The organism is Natrinema caseinilyticum, assembly GCF_024227435.1.
In the GTDB taxonomy this organism is placed as follows: domain Archaea; phylum Halobacteriota; class Halobacteria; order Halobacteriales; family Natrialbaceae; genus Natrinema; species Natrinema caseinilyticum.
On record NZ_CP100445.1, the window covers coordinates 475,587 to 489,223 of the forward strand.

Consider the following 13,637-nt stretch of genomic DNA (forward strand, 5'->3'; position numbering starts at 1 on the left):
GTCCGTGCGGGGTGGATCGTCGGTCAGAGCCGCCGGAAACTACAGCGACGACCAGGACTTTCGGGCCTCGTTCCAGGAGGTGATGTCGGCGATCCAGCGGGCGGCGATCATCTTCTTCAGATTTTCCGCCGGGAAGCCGCCGAACGTGTCGACGGGAATCGATATGCCGAGTGCGGGCTTGACGTCGTGGGCGACGGCTTTCTCGCCGACGGAGATGACGGTCCCCTTGTCGTCGAACTCCCAGGTCTTCAGCGGCCGGTTCTCGATCGCACGCGAGATGTTCTCGCCGGCCACTTCCGCGGCTTGCCAGGCGGCCTGTGCCGTCGGCGGGGCGGGCTGGTCACCCTGATCGATGATGGCCGAATCCCCGATGGCGAACACCCGTTCGTCGGAGGTCTGGAAGTTCGCCTCGGTCGGCAACCGGTTGTGCTCTTTCTCGAGATCGGTGTCGTCGAACGCGTCTCGGCCGGTGATTCCGCCGGTCCAGACGAGGACGTCGTACTCGAGGGGTTCGCCCTCGTCGAACTCGATCGCATCGTCGTTCGCCTCGGTGATCGGGTCGTCCGTGTGGATCCGGACGCCGGCGTCCTCGAGGAGGTCCCGAAGCGCCTGCTGGATCTCCGGGTCGTTACCGGGGAAGATTTCGTCGAGGGCCTCGACGAGGTGAATTTCGATCGGCGCGCGATGGATATCGCGGAACTCCGCGATTTCGCCGGCGGTCTGGATGCCGGAGAGGCCAGCGCCGCCGATGACGATCTGTGCAGGATCGCCGCGAGTCGCGTTCTGGCTGGCGTCGGTGACGGCCTCGTGGATTTCCAGTGCGTCGTCGAGGCTCTTTAGCGTCAGCGAATGTTCCTCGAGGCCGGGAATTCCGTAGTAGGCGGTCTGGCTCCCCAGGCCGACGAGGACGTAATCGTACTCGACGTCGTCGCCCTCCGCGAGTTCGACGGTCTGGTCGTCGACGTCGAGGCCGACGACTTCGTCCTTGATAAACTGGGTCGTCGGGTCCGTTATCTGATCGACCGGGAAGGTGATATCCGAGCGGACGTCGGGGTCCCGGATGACGCGGTGAGACTCGTGTAGAACGAGATGGTAGTCGACGTCAGCGATCCACGTGAGCCGGGCGTTTCCCCCAAGTTCCGACTGAAGTTTTTTGATCGCACCAGTACCGGCGTAACCGGCACCGAGCACGACGACGTTCTCCGTCATACGCCACACTCAGAAACCCTACGATACAAAGGTGTTGAAACGGGGATTCGTGTGTACGGTGTTCTCATTGGACTATGATCACACGTTTCACAGATCGACCGCGACAACGGGGATCGTCACAGGATACGCTTGCCGAAGGCACTCGCCGTCAACTCGGCCGCCATCGTCGCCGTCTCGTTCGCCTCGTCCAGGATCGGATTCACCTCGACGACGTCCATCGATCGGAGGATCCCGTCCGCCTCGTCCCGACGCGAAATCGCCTCGAAGGCGGCGTGCGCTTCCCGGTAGGTGACGCCGCCGCGGACGGGGGTGCCGACTCCGGGCGCCGTCTTGGGATCGAGCCAGTCGAGGTCGAGGCTGACGTGAACGCCCTCGGTGCCGTCTGTCGCGACCGCGATCGCGTCCTCGATGACGGCGGAGATGCCCCGCTGGTCTATGTCGGACATCGTAAACGCGGTCATCTCGCTGTCTCGAATCAGCGCGCGCTCGCGCTCGTCGATGCTTCGGAGGCCGACGTAGACGAGCGACGATTCACGGAGCCCGGACGCGGGCGCCCACGTCGTCTCTCCGAATAGACCGCGTCCGAGGGCGGCAGCCAGTGGCATTCCGTGAACGTTTCCGCTCGGGGAGGTCGCCGGCGTGTTGCAGTCGGCGTGGGCATCGAACCAGATCACTCCGAGAGCCTCCCCTCGCGCCGACCCGTTGAGCGAGCCGATCGCGACGGAGTGGTCGCCGCCCAGCACGAGTGGAAACTCGCCGTTCGCGAGCGTCGACGCGACCCGGTCGCTCAGCGGGCGACAGACGTCTTCGATCTCCCGGAGGAATTTCGCGTTCCCGCGCCTGGGCTGGTCCGCGTCCGGATCGCGTTCCTCCGCCCTCGGCATCGATAGATCGCCGTCGTCGACCGGGGTCACGCCCGCTCGCTCGAGCCCATCGGCCAGACCCGCGTATCGGATCGCAGACGGTCCCATGTCGACGCCGCGGCGGTTCGCTCCGTAGTCCATCGGCACGCCGATGAGCCTGACAGTCCGTCCCATACTCGGGATACGGCGGCGACTGGTTTGGTCGTGGCGATCCGCCGACCCGGCGTTGGCGATAGTTTTAGGGGCGGACGATTCCAATTTCACAGTAGTATGATGCTGAGCGACGTGATGGAAGACTATCTCAAAGCCATCTACCAGCTCCAGCGCGAGACGACAGATCGGATCAAGACCTCCGAAATCGCCGACGAGCTGGACGTCACGTCGCCGACCGTTACCAGCATGCTCGACAAACTCGAAGAGCGCGAACTCGTCGACCGCGAGAAGTACCGCGGGGTGACCCTGACCGACGAGGGCGAGACCGTCGCCCTCGAAATCGTCCGCCATCACCGGTTGCTCGAGGCCTATCTCACGGAACACCTCGACTACGACTGGTCAGAGGTCCACGCGGAGGCCGATCGACTCGAGCACCACATCAGCGAGGACTTCGAGGAGCGCGTCGCCGACGCCCTCGGCGAACCCACCGTCGATCCCCACGGGTCGCCGATTCCGAGCGCCGACCTCGAACCGCCCGAACGTCCCGCCGGCGAATCGATCACCGAATTCGACGAAGGGGCCGCGGTTACGGTCGCCGAAGTCGCCGACCACGATCCGGCCGTCCTCTCGTATCTTGCCGAACACGGCGTCGAACCCGGCGTCGAACTGGAGATCCTCGAGATTGCACCGTTCGGAATGGTGACGGCTCGCTCCAGCGAGGTCGACGAACCCGTTTCGTTGCCGGAATCCGTCGCCCACCACGTCCGGGTCGCGAAACCGACGGAGCCGAAGCCGTAGTCACCGCTCCCGGTCTCGCGAACCGACCGCTCTCGCCGATCGATTGAACAGTTGCGGTTCCCTGACCGATAGAACGAACCGGAATTACGCAAAGCTCCGATCCAATCGGCACAATCTCGACCGAACGCACCGTTGACCCGCCGGGTTTAAGGAACGCAACTACGAATATGTGAGTATGTCATCCATCGAACTCACACCCAGCCAAAAGAAAATACTCCGCGCGTTGACGAACCTCCACAAAGAGTCCGAAGACGCGATCAAGGGGGAAGATATCGCGGAACAGGTCGACCGAAACCCCGGCACGATCCGGAACCAGATGCAGAGTCTCAAAGCCCTGCAGCTGGTCGAAGGGGTACCGGGGCCGAAAGGCGGCTACAAACCCACGGCCTCCGCCTACGAGGCGCTCGAGATCCAGCAGATGGACGAACCCGCGGCGGTCCCGATGCAACACGAAGGCGAACCCGTCGACGACACCATCATCGAGGAAATCGACCTCTCGAGCGTCCACCATCCTGAACTCTGTCGCGCGGAGGTCCACATCCAGGGATCGCTCGGCGACATCCACGAAAACGACGCGGTCACCGTGGGCCCGACGCCGCTCTCGAAACTCGTCATCGAAGGGACCGTCGACGGGAAAGACGACACGAACAACATCATCATCCTTCGGATCGACGACATGATCGCGCCCGCGGAAGAACCGGCACACTGAATCGGCGCGCCCTCTCCGTCTTTTCTCTTTCGTCGCAGCGACCGCGACCGTGACTGCGGCCGCGTTCTCGAGTCCGCCGATCCCGTTCCGTTCATTCGGGGGCAACGTCGACGCCGCTCCGCTCGCTGCGGTGGCCACCGTCGATGCTGTTCAACCCGTATCCACGCCCAAAATCGCGTGCCCCGCGTCAGTTCGTCTCGCCCGCGTCGTCCCCAGCACCAGCCGCGGCAGCCGGAATCACGTCGACGCTCGCGACCGCGTCTCCGTCGTCGACCTCCATGACGATCACGCCCATCGTGTTCCGACCCACGGTCGAAATTTCGTCGACGCGCGTGCGGACGATCTGGCCGCGCTCGCTCATTAGCACGACCTGATCGTCCGCCGCAACCGCTTTCACGGCCGTTACGGAGCCGTTTCGCTCACCCGTCTTGATGTCGATCAGCCCCTTGCCGTATCGCGACTGCGTTCGGTATTCCGAAAGGAGCGTCCGTTTACCGTAGCCGTTTTCCGTGACCGTCAGCAGCGCGCGTTGATCAGCTTCGTCCGTCGCAACCAGCCCCGCGACCGCGTCGCCGTCCTGCAATTTGATGCCGTTGACGCCGCGGGCGTTGCGTCCCATCGCTCGAACCTCGTCCTCGTCGAAGCGAATCGTCATACCGCCCTCCGTCGCGACCACGAGGTCCTGGGACCCGTCGGTCACTTCGACGTCGACGAGTTCGTCGCCGTCCTCGAGATCGGCGGCGATGATACCCGTCGAGAGGATGTTGTCGAACTCCTCGCCGGCGGTGCGCTTGACGTAGCCGTGTCGGGTGACCATCGTCACGTATTCGTCGTCGCCGAACGCGTCGGTATCGACGATGGCGGTGATGTCCTCGCCGGGATCGAGATCGAGGATGTTTACCGCCGATTTACCTCGAGCGGTCCGACCCATCTCGGGAATTTCGTACGTTTTGAGGCGATAGACCTCGCCCTGATTGGTAAAGCAGAGCAAGTAGTCGTGGGTGTTCGCCCGGAAGACCGTGGCGACGCGGTCGTCGTCTTTGACGTCCGCGCCGATGATGCCTTTGCCGCCGCGTCCCTGGGGATCGAACTCGTCGATCGGCATCCGCTTGACGTAGTCGTCCTCGGTCATGACCACGAACACCTCCTCCTCCGGAATGAGGTCCTCGTGTGTGACGGTCCCCTGATCCTCGACGATCGAGGTCCGACGTTCGTCGGCGTACTCGTCTCTGATCTCGCGGAGTTCGTCCTTGATAACGCCGAACAGTTCCTGCTCGCTCTCTAAGATCTCGGTGAGTCGCTCGATTTCGGCCACCACGTCCTCGTACTCGTCTTCGATCTCGGCGGCCTCCATCGAGGTCAGACTCCCGAGTTGCATCCGGACGATGTGGGTCGCCTGATCCTCGGAGAAGTCGTAGGCTTCCTGGAGTGCCGCTTTCGCGGCCGCCCGATCCTCGCTGTTTCGGATGAGTTCGACGACGTCCTCGGCGTTCTCGACGGCCGTGAGTCGACCCTCGAGGATGTGCGCTCGGTCCTCGGCCTCTTCGAGGTCGTACTCGCTGCGCCGGCGGACGACCTCGCGGCGGTGGGCGACGTACTCCTCGAGGGTCTCCTTCAGCGAGAGGACCTGCGGCTGGCCGTCGACCAGCGCGAGGTTGATGACGCCGAAGGTTCGCTCCAAGTGGTTCTCGAGCAGTTTGTTCTTGACGACTTCGGCGTTCGCCCCGCGTTTGAGTTCGACGACGATGCGGACGCCGTCTCGATCTGACTCGTCGCGAAGGTCGGAGATGCCGTCGATATCCCCCTCGTTGACGTCCTCTGCGATGCGTTCGACGAGTCGCGCTTTGTTGGCCTGGAAGGGGAGTTCGGTGACGACGATGCGCTCGCGGCCCGACTTCCACTCCTCGACCTCGAACTCCGCGCGAACGCGAATGCGGCCCCGGCCGGTCTTGTACGCCGAGTAGATGGCGTCCCGGCCGACGATGTTCGCCCCTGTCGGGAAGTCCGGCCCCTTGACGTGATTCATCAACTCGTCGACGGTCGCGTCCGGATTGTCGATCAGTTCGATCGTCGCATCGATCACCTCGCCGAGGTTGTGCGGCGGGATGTTCGTCGACATGCCGACCGCGATTCCCGACGAGCCGTTGACCAGCAGGTTGGGAAACGCCGCCGGCAGCACGTCCGGCTCTTGCAGTCGGTCGTCGTAGTTCGACGAGAAATCGACCGTGTCCTTCTCGATGTCGGAGAGCAGTTCCTCGGCGACGGGCGCCATCCGCGCCTCAGTGTATCGGGGCGCGGCGGCCGGGTCGCCGTCCATCGAGCCGAAGTTCCCCTGGCCGTCGACGAGCGGGTAGCGCATCGAGAAGTCCTGGGCCATCCGGACCAGGGTGTCGTAGATCGCGCTGTCGCCGTGGGGGTGGTAGTCACCCATCGTCTCCCCGACGATCGAGGAGGACTTGCGGTGGGACGAACCGCTCGTGACGCCCATCTCGTGCATCGCATAGAGGATGCGCCGGTGGACGGGTTTGAGTCCGTCGCGGACGTCCGGAAGGGCACGGCCGGCGATGACGCTCATCGCGTAGTCGATGTAGCTCTGCTCCATTTCGTCTTCGATGCGGACGTTTTCGACCGCTCTGGCCTCTACGTCCGTCGGATCGGGTACGTCTGAACTCATGTAGTTATCTCAGAGCTGCTATATGTCGATCCACTCCGCTTCCGGCGCGTGGTCTTTGATAAACTGCTTGCGCGGCTCGACGGCGTCGCCCATCAGGACGGAGAACATCTTGTCCGCCGCCGCCGCGTCTTCGACCGTGATCTGTTTGAGGATGCGGTTGTCGGGATTCATCGTCGTCTCCCAGAGCTGTTCGGGATTCATCTCACCCAGACCCTTGAACCGCTGCACTTGCGAGGGGTTGCCGTCGCACTTCTCGGCGACGATCTCGTCGCGCTCGGCGTCGGTCATCGCGTCGTAGGTCTCGCCGCGGTATCGGATTCGGTACAGCGGCGGCTGGGTCGCGTACACGTAGCCACCCTCGAGCAGCGGACGCATGTGCCGGTAGAAGAACGTCAACAGCAGCGTCCGGATGTGTGCGCCGTCGACGTCGGCGTCCGTCGCCATGATAATCTTCTTGTAGCGGACGTCGTCGACGTCGAATTCGTCACCGATCCCCGCACCGATCGCGGTGATCATGTTTCGGATCTCGTCGTTCTCGAGGATGCGATCGAGTCGGTGTTTCTCGACGTTCAGGATCTTCCCTTTGATCGGGAGGACGGCCTGGAACTCGGGATTCCGGGCCTGTTTCGCGCTGCCGCCCGCGGAGTCACCCTCCGCGATGAACAGTTCGGCCTCCTCGGGGTCTTTGGTCTGACAGTCCGCGAGCTTGCCGGGGAGGGAGGTCGACTCGAGGGCGGACTTCCGTCGGGTCAGTTCCTCCGCCTTCTGGGCAGCCATGCGAGCCTTCGCGGCCTCGACGGCCTTCATGACGATCGCCTGGGCGGTGTCCGGGTGCTCCTCGAAGTAGGTTCCGAGACCCTCGTGCATTGCGCTTTCGACGATCCCGCGGACTTCGCTGTTGCCGAGTTTCGTCTTCGTCTGACCTTCGAACTGCGGGTCGGGGTGTTTGACCGAAATGACCGCCGTGAGTCCTTCGCGGATGTCCTCGCCTTTGAGGTTGTCTTCCAGGTCGGAGAGCAGGTCGTTTTCGTTCGCGTAGTCGTTGACGCATCGCGTCAGGGCGGTCTTGAACCCGGTGAGGTGGGTCCCGCCCTCGCGCGTGTTGATGTTGTTCGCGAAGGCGTGAATCGAACCCTGGAGTTCCTCGGTGGCCTGCATCGCGACTTCGACCTGGATGTTCTGATCCTCGTCCGCGAAGTAGATGACGTCCTCGTGCATCGACGAGCGCGTCTCGTTCAGGTACTCGACAAATTCCCGGATACCGCCCTGGTACTCGTAGGTCTCGGCGACCGGGCCCGCCTCGTCCGTCGTTCCCGGGCGCTCGTCGCGGAGCGTGATGCGGACGCCGGAGTTCAAGAACGCGAGTTCCCGAAGCCGGTTCGAGAGCGTCGAGAACGCGAACTCGTCCGTCTCGAAAATTCCCGTATCGGACCAGAACCGGATTTCGGTTCCCGTCTCCTCGTCAGGTTCCATGTCTCGAACGCGCTCCATGTCGCCGACCGGTTCGCCTGCCTCGAACGAGTGACGGAAGACGCCGCCGTCGCGTTTGACTTCCGCCTCGAGTCGTTCGGACAGGGCGTTGACGACCGAGACGCCGACGCCGTGGAGGCCGCCGGAGACCTGGTACGATTTGTTGTCGAACTTTCCGCCGGCGTGGAGGACGGTGAGAATGACCTCGAGTGCGGGGCGGTCGTATTCCTCGTGGGTATCGACCGGGATGCCGCGACCGTCGTCGGTGACGCTCACCGAATTATCCTCGTGGATCGTGACGGTGATGTCGTCGCAGTAGCCGGCCAGTGCCTCGTCGATCGAGTTGTCCACCACTTCGTAGACAAGGTGGTGCAATCCTCGAGAATCTGTAGAGCCGATGTACATCGCCGGTCGTTTCCGTACCGCCTCCAGGCCTTCGAGAACCTGAATTTGACCGGCGCCGTACTCGCTTTCCTGGGACATGTAAAACCTGCTTTCGGATAGCGGGCCGGTCCTAATAAAAGTCACGTGTACGCGCGCGAGCGCGTGCCATCGCCCACACCGTCGGACCGTCCCGCGAACGGGTTCCGGTGCGGATCGGCGCCCGGTCCGACCGAACCGAATCCGACCCGCGCCGGTCGCGTGCATTCCCTGGGTGTCTCTCGCGAGACGGACGCGTCCACCGGCCGTCTACAGGAGTTCGTCGAACGACTCGTGGCCCCGAATCTCGACCCCCTCGTCGGTGATTTCGGCGAGGAAAACGCCGTTGCCGGAGGCGGTATCGCGCTCGACGGCGCTCTCGACGGCCCGCGCCGCCGCAGACCGCGCGTCCGCCAGCGTGAGATCGTCCTCGTACGCGTTCTCGAGGACGCCGTAAGCGAGTTGCATCCCGCTGCCGGTAACGGTGTAGTCGTCGGCCATAACACCGCCCGCGGGGTCGATGCTGTAGACGTGGCTCCCGTCGTCGTCGACGCCGCCGAGGATCGGATTGATCGCCCGGAACGGACCGCCGCGTGCGAAGTTCCCTGCGAGCGTCGCCAGCGCCTCGACGGACATCGATTCGTCGCGACGGGACTCGTAGAGGTTGACCTCGGAGCGCAGCGTCCGGATGAACGACTGCGCCCCGCCGACCGAACCGACGAGCGTCAACGCCGCCGTCGGATGTATCTGTTCGACCTTCTGGACGTTCTTGTTCGAGACGAAGCGCCCGCCGAGGCTGGCGCGCATGTCCGTCGCGACGACGACACCCTCGTCGGTCGTGAGTCCCACGGTCGTCGTTCCCGTGCTGTTGACGGTGTCCCCGTACTCGTCGTCCCCTCGAGCGCCGTCGGGAATCGTCCCCAGTTCAGGGGCGTACGGAGACGCATCGTCGCCGCGCCGTGACGGACCGTCGGTTCGAGACGACGCCGGCGACGAGTGCCAGTTATTCATCGGCCACCTCCTCGTCGATGTCCGCGAGGATGGACTCGAGTCGATCCTCGGAGACCGATCGGAACGACTCGTCGTCGGTCGTGATCGTGGCGACGTCGACGTCTTCGGGGGCGACGAGACCGTCTTCGGGGGCGCTGAGTGCGCTCACGGCCAGTTCGATCCCGCCGTCGACGTCGGAATCCGGCCGGTAGTGCTCCTCGAGGTAGCCTTGAATGACGTCGCGGTCGCCACCGATCGCCGCGGCTTGCCACTCGTAGTCCGTCCCCGATGGGTCCGTCTCGAACAACCGGGGCTCGCCGTCGTCGATGCCGCCGACGAGCAAGGCGACGCCGAACGGGCGCGCGCCGCCCGTCTGGGTGTACTCCTGGATATGGTCGGTGACCGCGCGCGTCAACGTCTCGACCCCGATGCGCTGTCCGTAGCGGAGTTGCTCGCCCTGTGCGCGACGGCGGGCGAGATCGACCAACTGTCGCGCGTCGGCGACGTGACCGGCGCTTGCGATACCGACGTGGTCGTCGACGGTGTGGATCTTTTCGACGCTCGAACGCTCCATGAGCGACGAACTCACCTGGCGATTCGCTGCGAGGACGACGCCGTCCGGCGTGCGGAGACCGACGCTCGCGGTCCCTCGTTTGACGGCCTCGCGGGCATATTCGACCTGGTAGAGCCGACCGTCCGGGGAGAAGATCGTGATTCCCCGGTCGTAGGCCTGCTGCTGAGATTGTCCTTGCATTGCTGTGTCAGGTCACTACGACCTTCACCTCGGGTTAGGGATAAGCATTTATAGGCCTTTGTCTGGTGGCAACGCCGACTGCTTCGCTGTCGATGACCGCCACGGTGAATCGGGGCTCGGTGGCTATCTGGCCGCACCCGAAATGGCAGATTCCGGCATAATCCCCTTTGTCACCGTTCCGGTAGGGAACCTCGATGCTTCCGCTCGTCGCCATAGCGCCCGCTGTCGCCGGTGGTGTGGGACTCGAGTTCGCCGCTCGAGCGCTCGGGTGGCTCCCCACGATCGCTCCCGAGGAATTCCCGGCGATCGATCGGGAGCTACCGGGGAAGTTCAGCAGCGTCGATCCCGAACACGGCTGGATGGTCCAGCACGATCAGGAGAAACGGACGAACACGGGCGATCACCTCTCCAGCGAGGTGGGCCGCGTCGTCACCTGTTCGACCGACGAATACCCGAGTCGGGTGGGTCCGGCGAGCGATCGAGACGAAGATGTCACCGAGACGGCCTCGATCGTCGGCGACTCCGAGTGCTTCTGCCGGACGGTCGACGACGAGACGCGGGCCGTCGCGAGATGAACCCGATCTACCTCGTCGTCGGCATCGCGTTGCTCGGCGCCGGAATCGTCGACATTCTCTGGACGACCCTCTGGGTCGACGGCGGTTCCGGGCCCGTCTCGGGCCGACTCACCACCGGGGTCTGGGTGGGACTCCGGAAGGTGACCAGGGATCACAACAGGGCGCTCAGCCTGGCCGGCCCGATCACCCTCTCGCTGACGCTCGCGATGTGGATCGCGTTGATCTGGGTCGGCTGGACGTTCATCTTCTCGAGCGTCCCGACCGCCGTCGTCAACACGCGCACCGGCGGTCCGGCGGACTGGTGGGGGCGATTCTACTACGTCGCCTACACGATGTTCACCGACGGGAACGGCGACTACACTCCGGTGTACGGCGGCGATCCCTGGGAAGTCGCCAGCGCGTTCACGACGGCTTCGGGGATGGCCTTCGTCACACTCGGCGTCTCCTACGTGCTGACCGTTCTCGGGGCCGTCTCCGACAAGCGCTCCTTCGCCAGTACCGTCACCGGACTGGGCGGCCGGAGCGAGGCGTTCGTCCGCGCGGGCTGGAACGGGGAGAACTTCGACGGACTCGAGCGGACGATCGAGACGCTGGGGTCCGAACTGAGCAGGCTCGCCGAGCAACACAAATCGTACCCGATCTTGCACTACTATCACAGCGAGAAGGGGGAACGCGCCTCAGCCGTTGCCGTCCCGATCCTCGACGAGTCACTCCTGCTCTTCCGAGACGCCGTCCCGGACGAGCACAGTCCCGATCCCGCGATCGTCGAGAGCGCCCGGTCGAGCGCACAGAGCTACCTCGAGACGCTCGACGAGTCGTTTATCGAGCCCGAGCCCGCGGTCCCCCGGTCGCCGAATCTCGATCTCCTCCGCGAGGACGGCATCCCGACCGTCTCGAACCAGGAGTTCGCCGAGGCCCTCGCCGACGTGACCGATCGCCGCCGGCGATTGCTCGGCGTGGTCAAAGCCGACGCGTGGGAGTGGCCGCCGCTCGAGGAGTGACCCCGGCCCGATATTCATTGCACTCCGGGCCGTTCACGCCCCATGGAAGAGTACGACTTTCTCGTCATCGGCTCGGGGTCCGGCCTCGACGTGGCGAACATCGCGGCGGATCAGGGGCAGTCGGTCGCGGTCGTCGAAAAGGGACGGCTCGGCGGCACCTGCCTCAATCGCGGTTGTATCCCGTCGAAGAAGTTGTTGTATCACGCAGACGTGATGGAAACGATCGAACGCGCGGACGAATTCGGGATCGACGCGACCGTCGACGACGTCGCCTTCGCCGATATCGTCCGCGACGTCACCGACGACGTACACGGCAGTTCCGACTCGATCAGGCGCGGGCTGCACGCGTCGGACCGAATCGATCTGTACGAGGCGAAAGCCCGGTTCGTCGACGAGCGAACGCTCGACCTCGCTGGCGGCTCGGCGGACGGGACCCGCCTTCGAGCGGACACCGTCCTCGTGGCGGCGGGCACGCGGCCGGCGATTCCACCGCTGGACGGACTCGAGGGCGTCGAGTACCTCACGAGCACCGAGGCGCTCCAGTTGGAGACCCTGCCCGACCGTCTCGTCGTCGTCGGCGGCGGATACATCGCGGCCGAACTCGCACACTTCTTCGGAACGTTCGGCAGCGACGTGACGATCATCAGCCGGCGACCGACCATGCTCCCGGACGCGGACGACGAAGTCAGCGCCGCGTTCACCGAGCGCTACGCCGACCGGTTCGACCTGCACACCGGCTACGAAGCCGACGCCGTCTCGAGAGATCACGGGTCGATCTCCGTCGAAGCGCGCGCCTTTACCTACCCCGACTCCGACGCCGGTGATCAGCACGGTGGCGCCGCAAACGGGGACGATCGAATCACGGTCACCGGCGACGAACTCCTCATCGCGGCCGGCCGAGTCCCGAATAGCGATACACTGAACCTCGCGGCCGCCGGCGTCGAAACGGACGCCGACGAGTTCATCCGGACCGACGAGTACCTCCGGACGACCGCGGACGGCGTCTGGGCGCTCGGCGACATCGTCGGCGAGTACCTGCTGAAGCACAACGCCAATCACGAGGCACGAGCCGTCGCGCGCAACCTCTTCGGGGACGGCCTGGAGCCCGTCGACTACTCGGCGATGCCGTTCGCCGTCTTCGCGTCGCCGGAGGTCGCGGGCGTCGGACTGACCGAACAGGAGTTACGCGCGGCCGACCGCGAGTACGCCACACGCGTCTATCCCTACGACGAAACGGCGCGCGGGAGCGCGATGCACGCGGCGGGGTTCGTCAAATCGATCATCGATCTCGAGGGCGCCATCCTCGGCTGTCACATCATCGGCCCCGAGGCCTCGGATCTGATTCAGGAGGTCGTCGTCGCGATGACCGCCGGCTCCGGAACGGTCGGGGACATCCGTCAGTCGGTCCACATCCATCCCGCTCTCTCGGAGGTCGTCCAGCGTGCGTTCACCGGCCAGTTCACCCGGCGCGGTGCCCACGAACACGATCACGATCACGGCCACGGCCACGACCACGACCACGACCACGACTCGGATCGGTGATTCGCGGTCCGTCGTCTCGACGTAGTCGCCGGATCGGTATCCCGCTTACACGACCGCCATCGGCTTTTGTAATATCGGGCCCCAGTTTCGGCCGCAATGACACGCGCAGCGATCGTTATTCTGGCGGGCACCGAATCGCACAGCGACCTCGGCCGACTCGTAAACGGCCTCGAGGCAGCACGAGAGTTCGACGAAAATCCCGAGGACGATCTGGAACTGATCTTCGACGGGGCCGGAACGCAGTGGATCCCCGAACTCGAGGACGAGAGCCACGACTATCACGAACTCTATCGGTCGCTCAGCGAGGAAGCCGCGGTCTGTGACTACTGTGCGAACGCGTTCGGCGTCGACGACGCGGTCGCGGAGACCGGAGTCGTCACGGTCGACGAGAACGGCGGTCACCCGAGCGTCCGCTCGCTGGTCGACGAGGGCCACGAAATTATCACCTTCTAGGGCTCTCGAGGACCGTTCGCGGACCA

12 protein-coding genes are annotated in these 13,637 nt (G+C 64.5%); 6 read left to right on the forward strand and 6 right to left on the reverse strand.

Going from position 1 to position 13,637, the window contains the following annotated elements:
* Positions 1 to 39: 39 nt before the first annotated feature.
* Positions 40 to 1,209, reverse strand: a complete 1,170-nt coding sequence (locus tag NJT13_RS02365) for an NAD(P)/FAD-dependent oxidoreductase (RefSeq protein WP_254523889.1) — start codon at positions 1,207 to 1,209, stop codon at positions 40 to 42.
* Positions 1,210 to 1,325: 116 nt separating this feature from the next.
* Positions 1,326 to 2,246, reverse strand: coding sequence for an arginase (gene rocF, locus NJT13_RS02370; RefSeq protein ID WP_254523890.1), 921 nt, complete (start codon positions 2,244 to 2,246; stop codon positions 1,326 to 1,328).
* Between the two features lie 96 nt (positions 2,247 to 2,342).
* Between rocF and NJT13_RS02375 the strand changes: the two genes are divergently transcribed.
* Both NJT13_RS02375 and NJT13_RS02380 read left to right on the forward strand, forming a co-directional pair.
* Complete coding sequence (locus NJT13_RS02375; protein WP_254523891.1) at positions 2,343 to 3,023, forward strand: metal-dependent transcriptional regulator; 681 nt, start codon at positions 2,343 to 2,345, stop codon at positions 3,021 to 3,023.
* 175 nt (positions 3,024 to 3,198) lie between these two features.
* A complete protein-coding gene (locus tag NJT13_RS02380) occupies positions 3,199 to 3,732 on the forward strand; it encodes an Rrf2 family transcriptional regulator (RefSeq protein WP_254523892.1) in 534 nt (177 codons plus the stop codon).
* 187 nt (positions 3,733 to 3,919) lie between these two features.
* Here NJT13_RS02380 and gyrA read toward each other — a convergent pair whose 3' ends face one another.
* From gyrA to psmA, 4 genes are all read right to left on the reverse strand, one after another.
* A complete protein-coding gene (gyrA, locus tag NJT13_RS02385; RefSeq protein ID WP_254523893.1) occupies positions 3,920 to 6,406 on the reverse strand; it encodes a DNA gyrase subunit A in 2,487 nt (828 codons plus the stop codon).
* Between the two features lie 18 nt (positions 6,407 to 6,424).
* The gene (gene gyrB, locus NJT13_RS02390; RefSeq protein WP_254523894.1) at positions 6,425 to 8,359 is read right to left on the reverse strand and encodes a DNA topoisomerase (ATP-hydrolyzing) subunit B; all 1,935 of its coding nucleotides are present in this window, start codon (positions 8,357 to 8,359) and stop codon (positions 6,425 to 6,427) included.
* Between the two features lie 207 nt (positions 8,360 to 8,566).
* Entirely contained in the window at positions 8,567 to 9,307 is a 741-nt protein-coding gene (psmB, locus tag NJT13_RS02395) for an archaeal proteasome endopeptidase complex subunit beta (RefSeq protein WP_254523895.1), read from the reverse strand.
* Positions 9,300 to 10,040 (reverse strand): archaeal proteasome endopeptidase complex subunit alpha, encoded by a 741-nt coding sequence (gene psmA / locus NJT13_RS02400; protein WP_254523896.1) that lies wholly within the window; start codon positions 10,038 to 10,040, stop codon positions 9,300 to 9,302. Before psmA ends, psmB begins: the two co-directional genes overlap by 8 nt.
* Positions 10,041 to 10,234: 194 nt before the next feature.
* Between psmA and NJT13_RS02405 the strand changes: the two genes are divergently transcribed.
* The 4 genes from NJT13_RS02405 (at position 10,235) to NJT13_RS02420 (ending at position 13,611) form a co-directional block, all read left to right on the forward strand.
* Positions 10,235 to 10,615, forward strand: a complete 381-nt coding sequence (locus NJT13_RS02405; RefSeq protein WP_254523897.1) for a hypothetical protein — start codon at positions 10,235 to 10,237, stop codon at positions 10,613 to 10,615.
* On the forward strand, positions 10,612 to 11,616 hold the full coding sequence (locus tag NJT13_RS02410) for a two pore domain potassium channel family protein (protein ID WP_254523898.1): 1,005 nt from the start codon (positions 10,612 to 10,614) through the stop codon (positions 11,614 to 11,616). Before NJT13_RS02405 ends, NJT13_RS02410 begins: the two co-directional genes overlap by 4 nt.
* 42 nt (positions 11,617 to 11,658) lie before the next feature.
* Positions 11,659 to 13,158, forward strand: coding sequence for a dihydrolipoyl dehydrogenase family protein (locus tag NJT13_RS02415; RefSeq protein ID WP_254523899.1), 1,500 nt, complete (start codon positions 11,659 to 11,661; stop codon positions 13,156 to 13,158).
* Between the two features lie 96 nt (positions 13,159 to 13,254).
* Positions 13,255 to 13,611, forward strand: a complete 357-nt coding sequence (locus NJT13_RS02420) for a DsrE family protein (protein ID WP_254523900.1) — start codon at positions 13,255 to 13,257, stop codon at positions 13,609 to 13,611.
* Positions 13,612 to 13,637 lie beyond the last annotated feature (26 nt).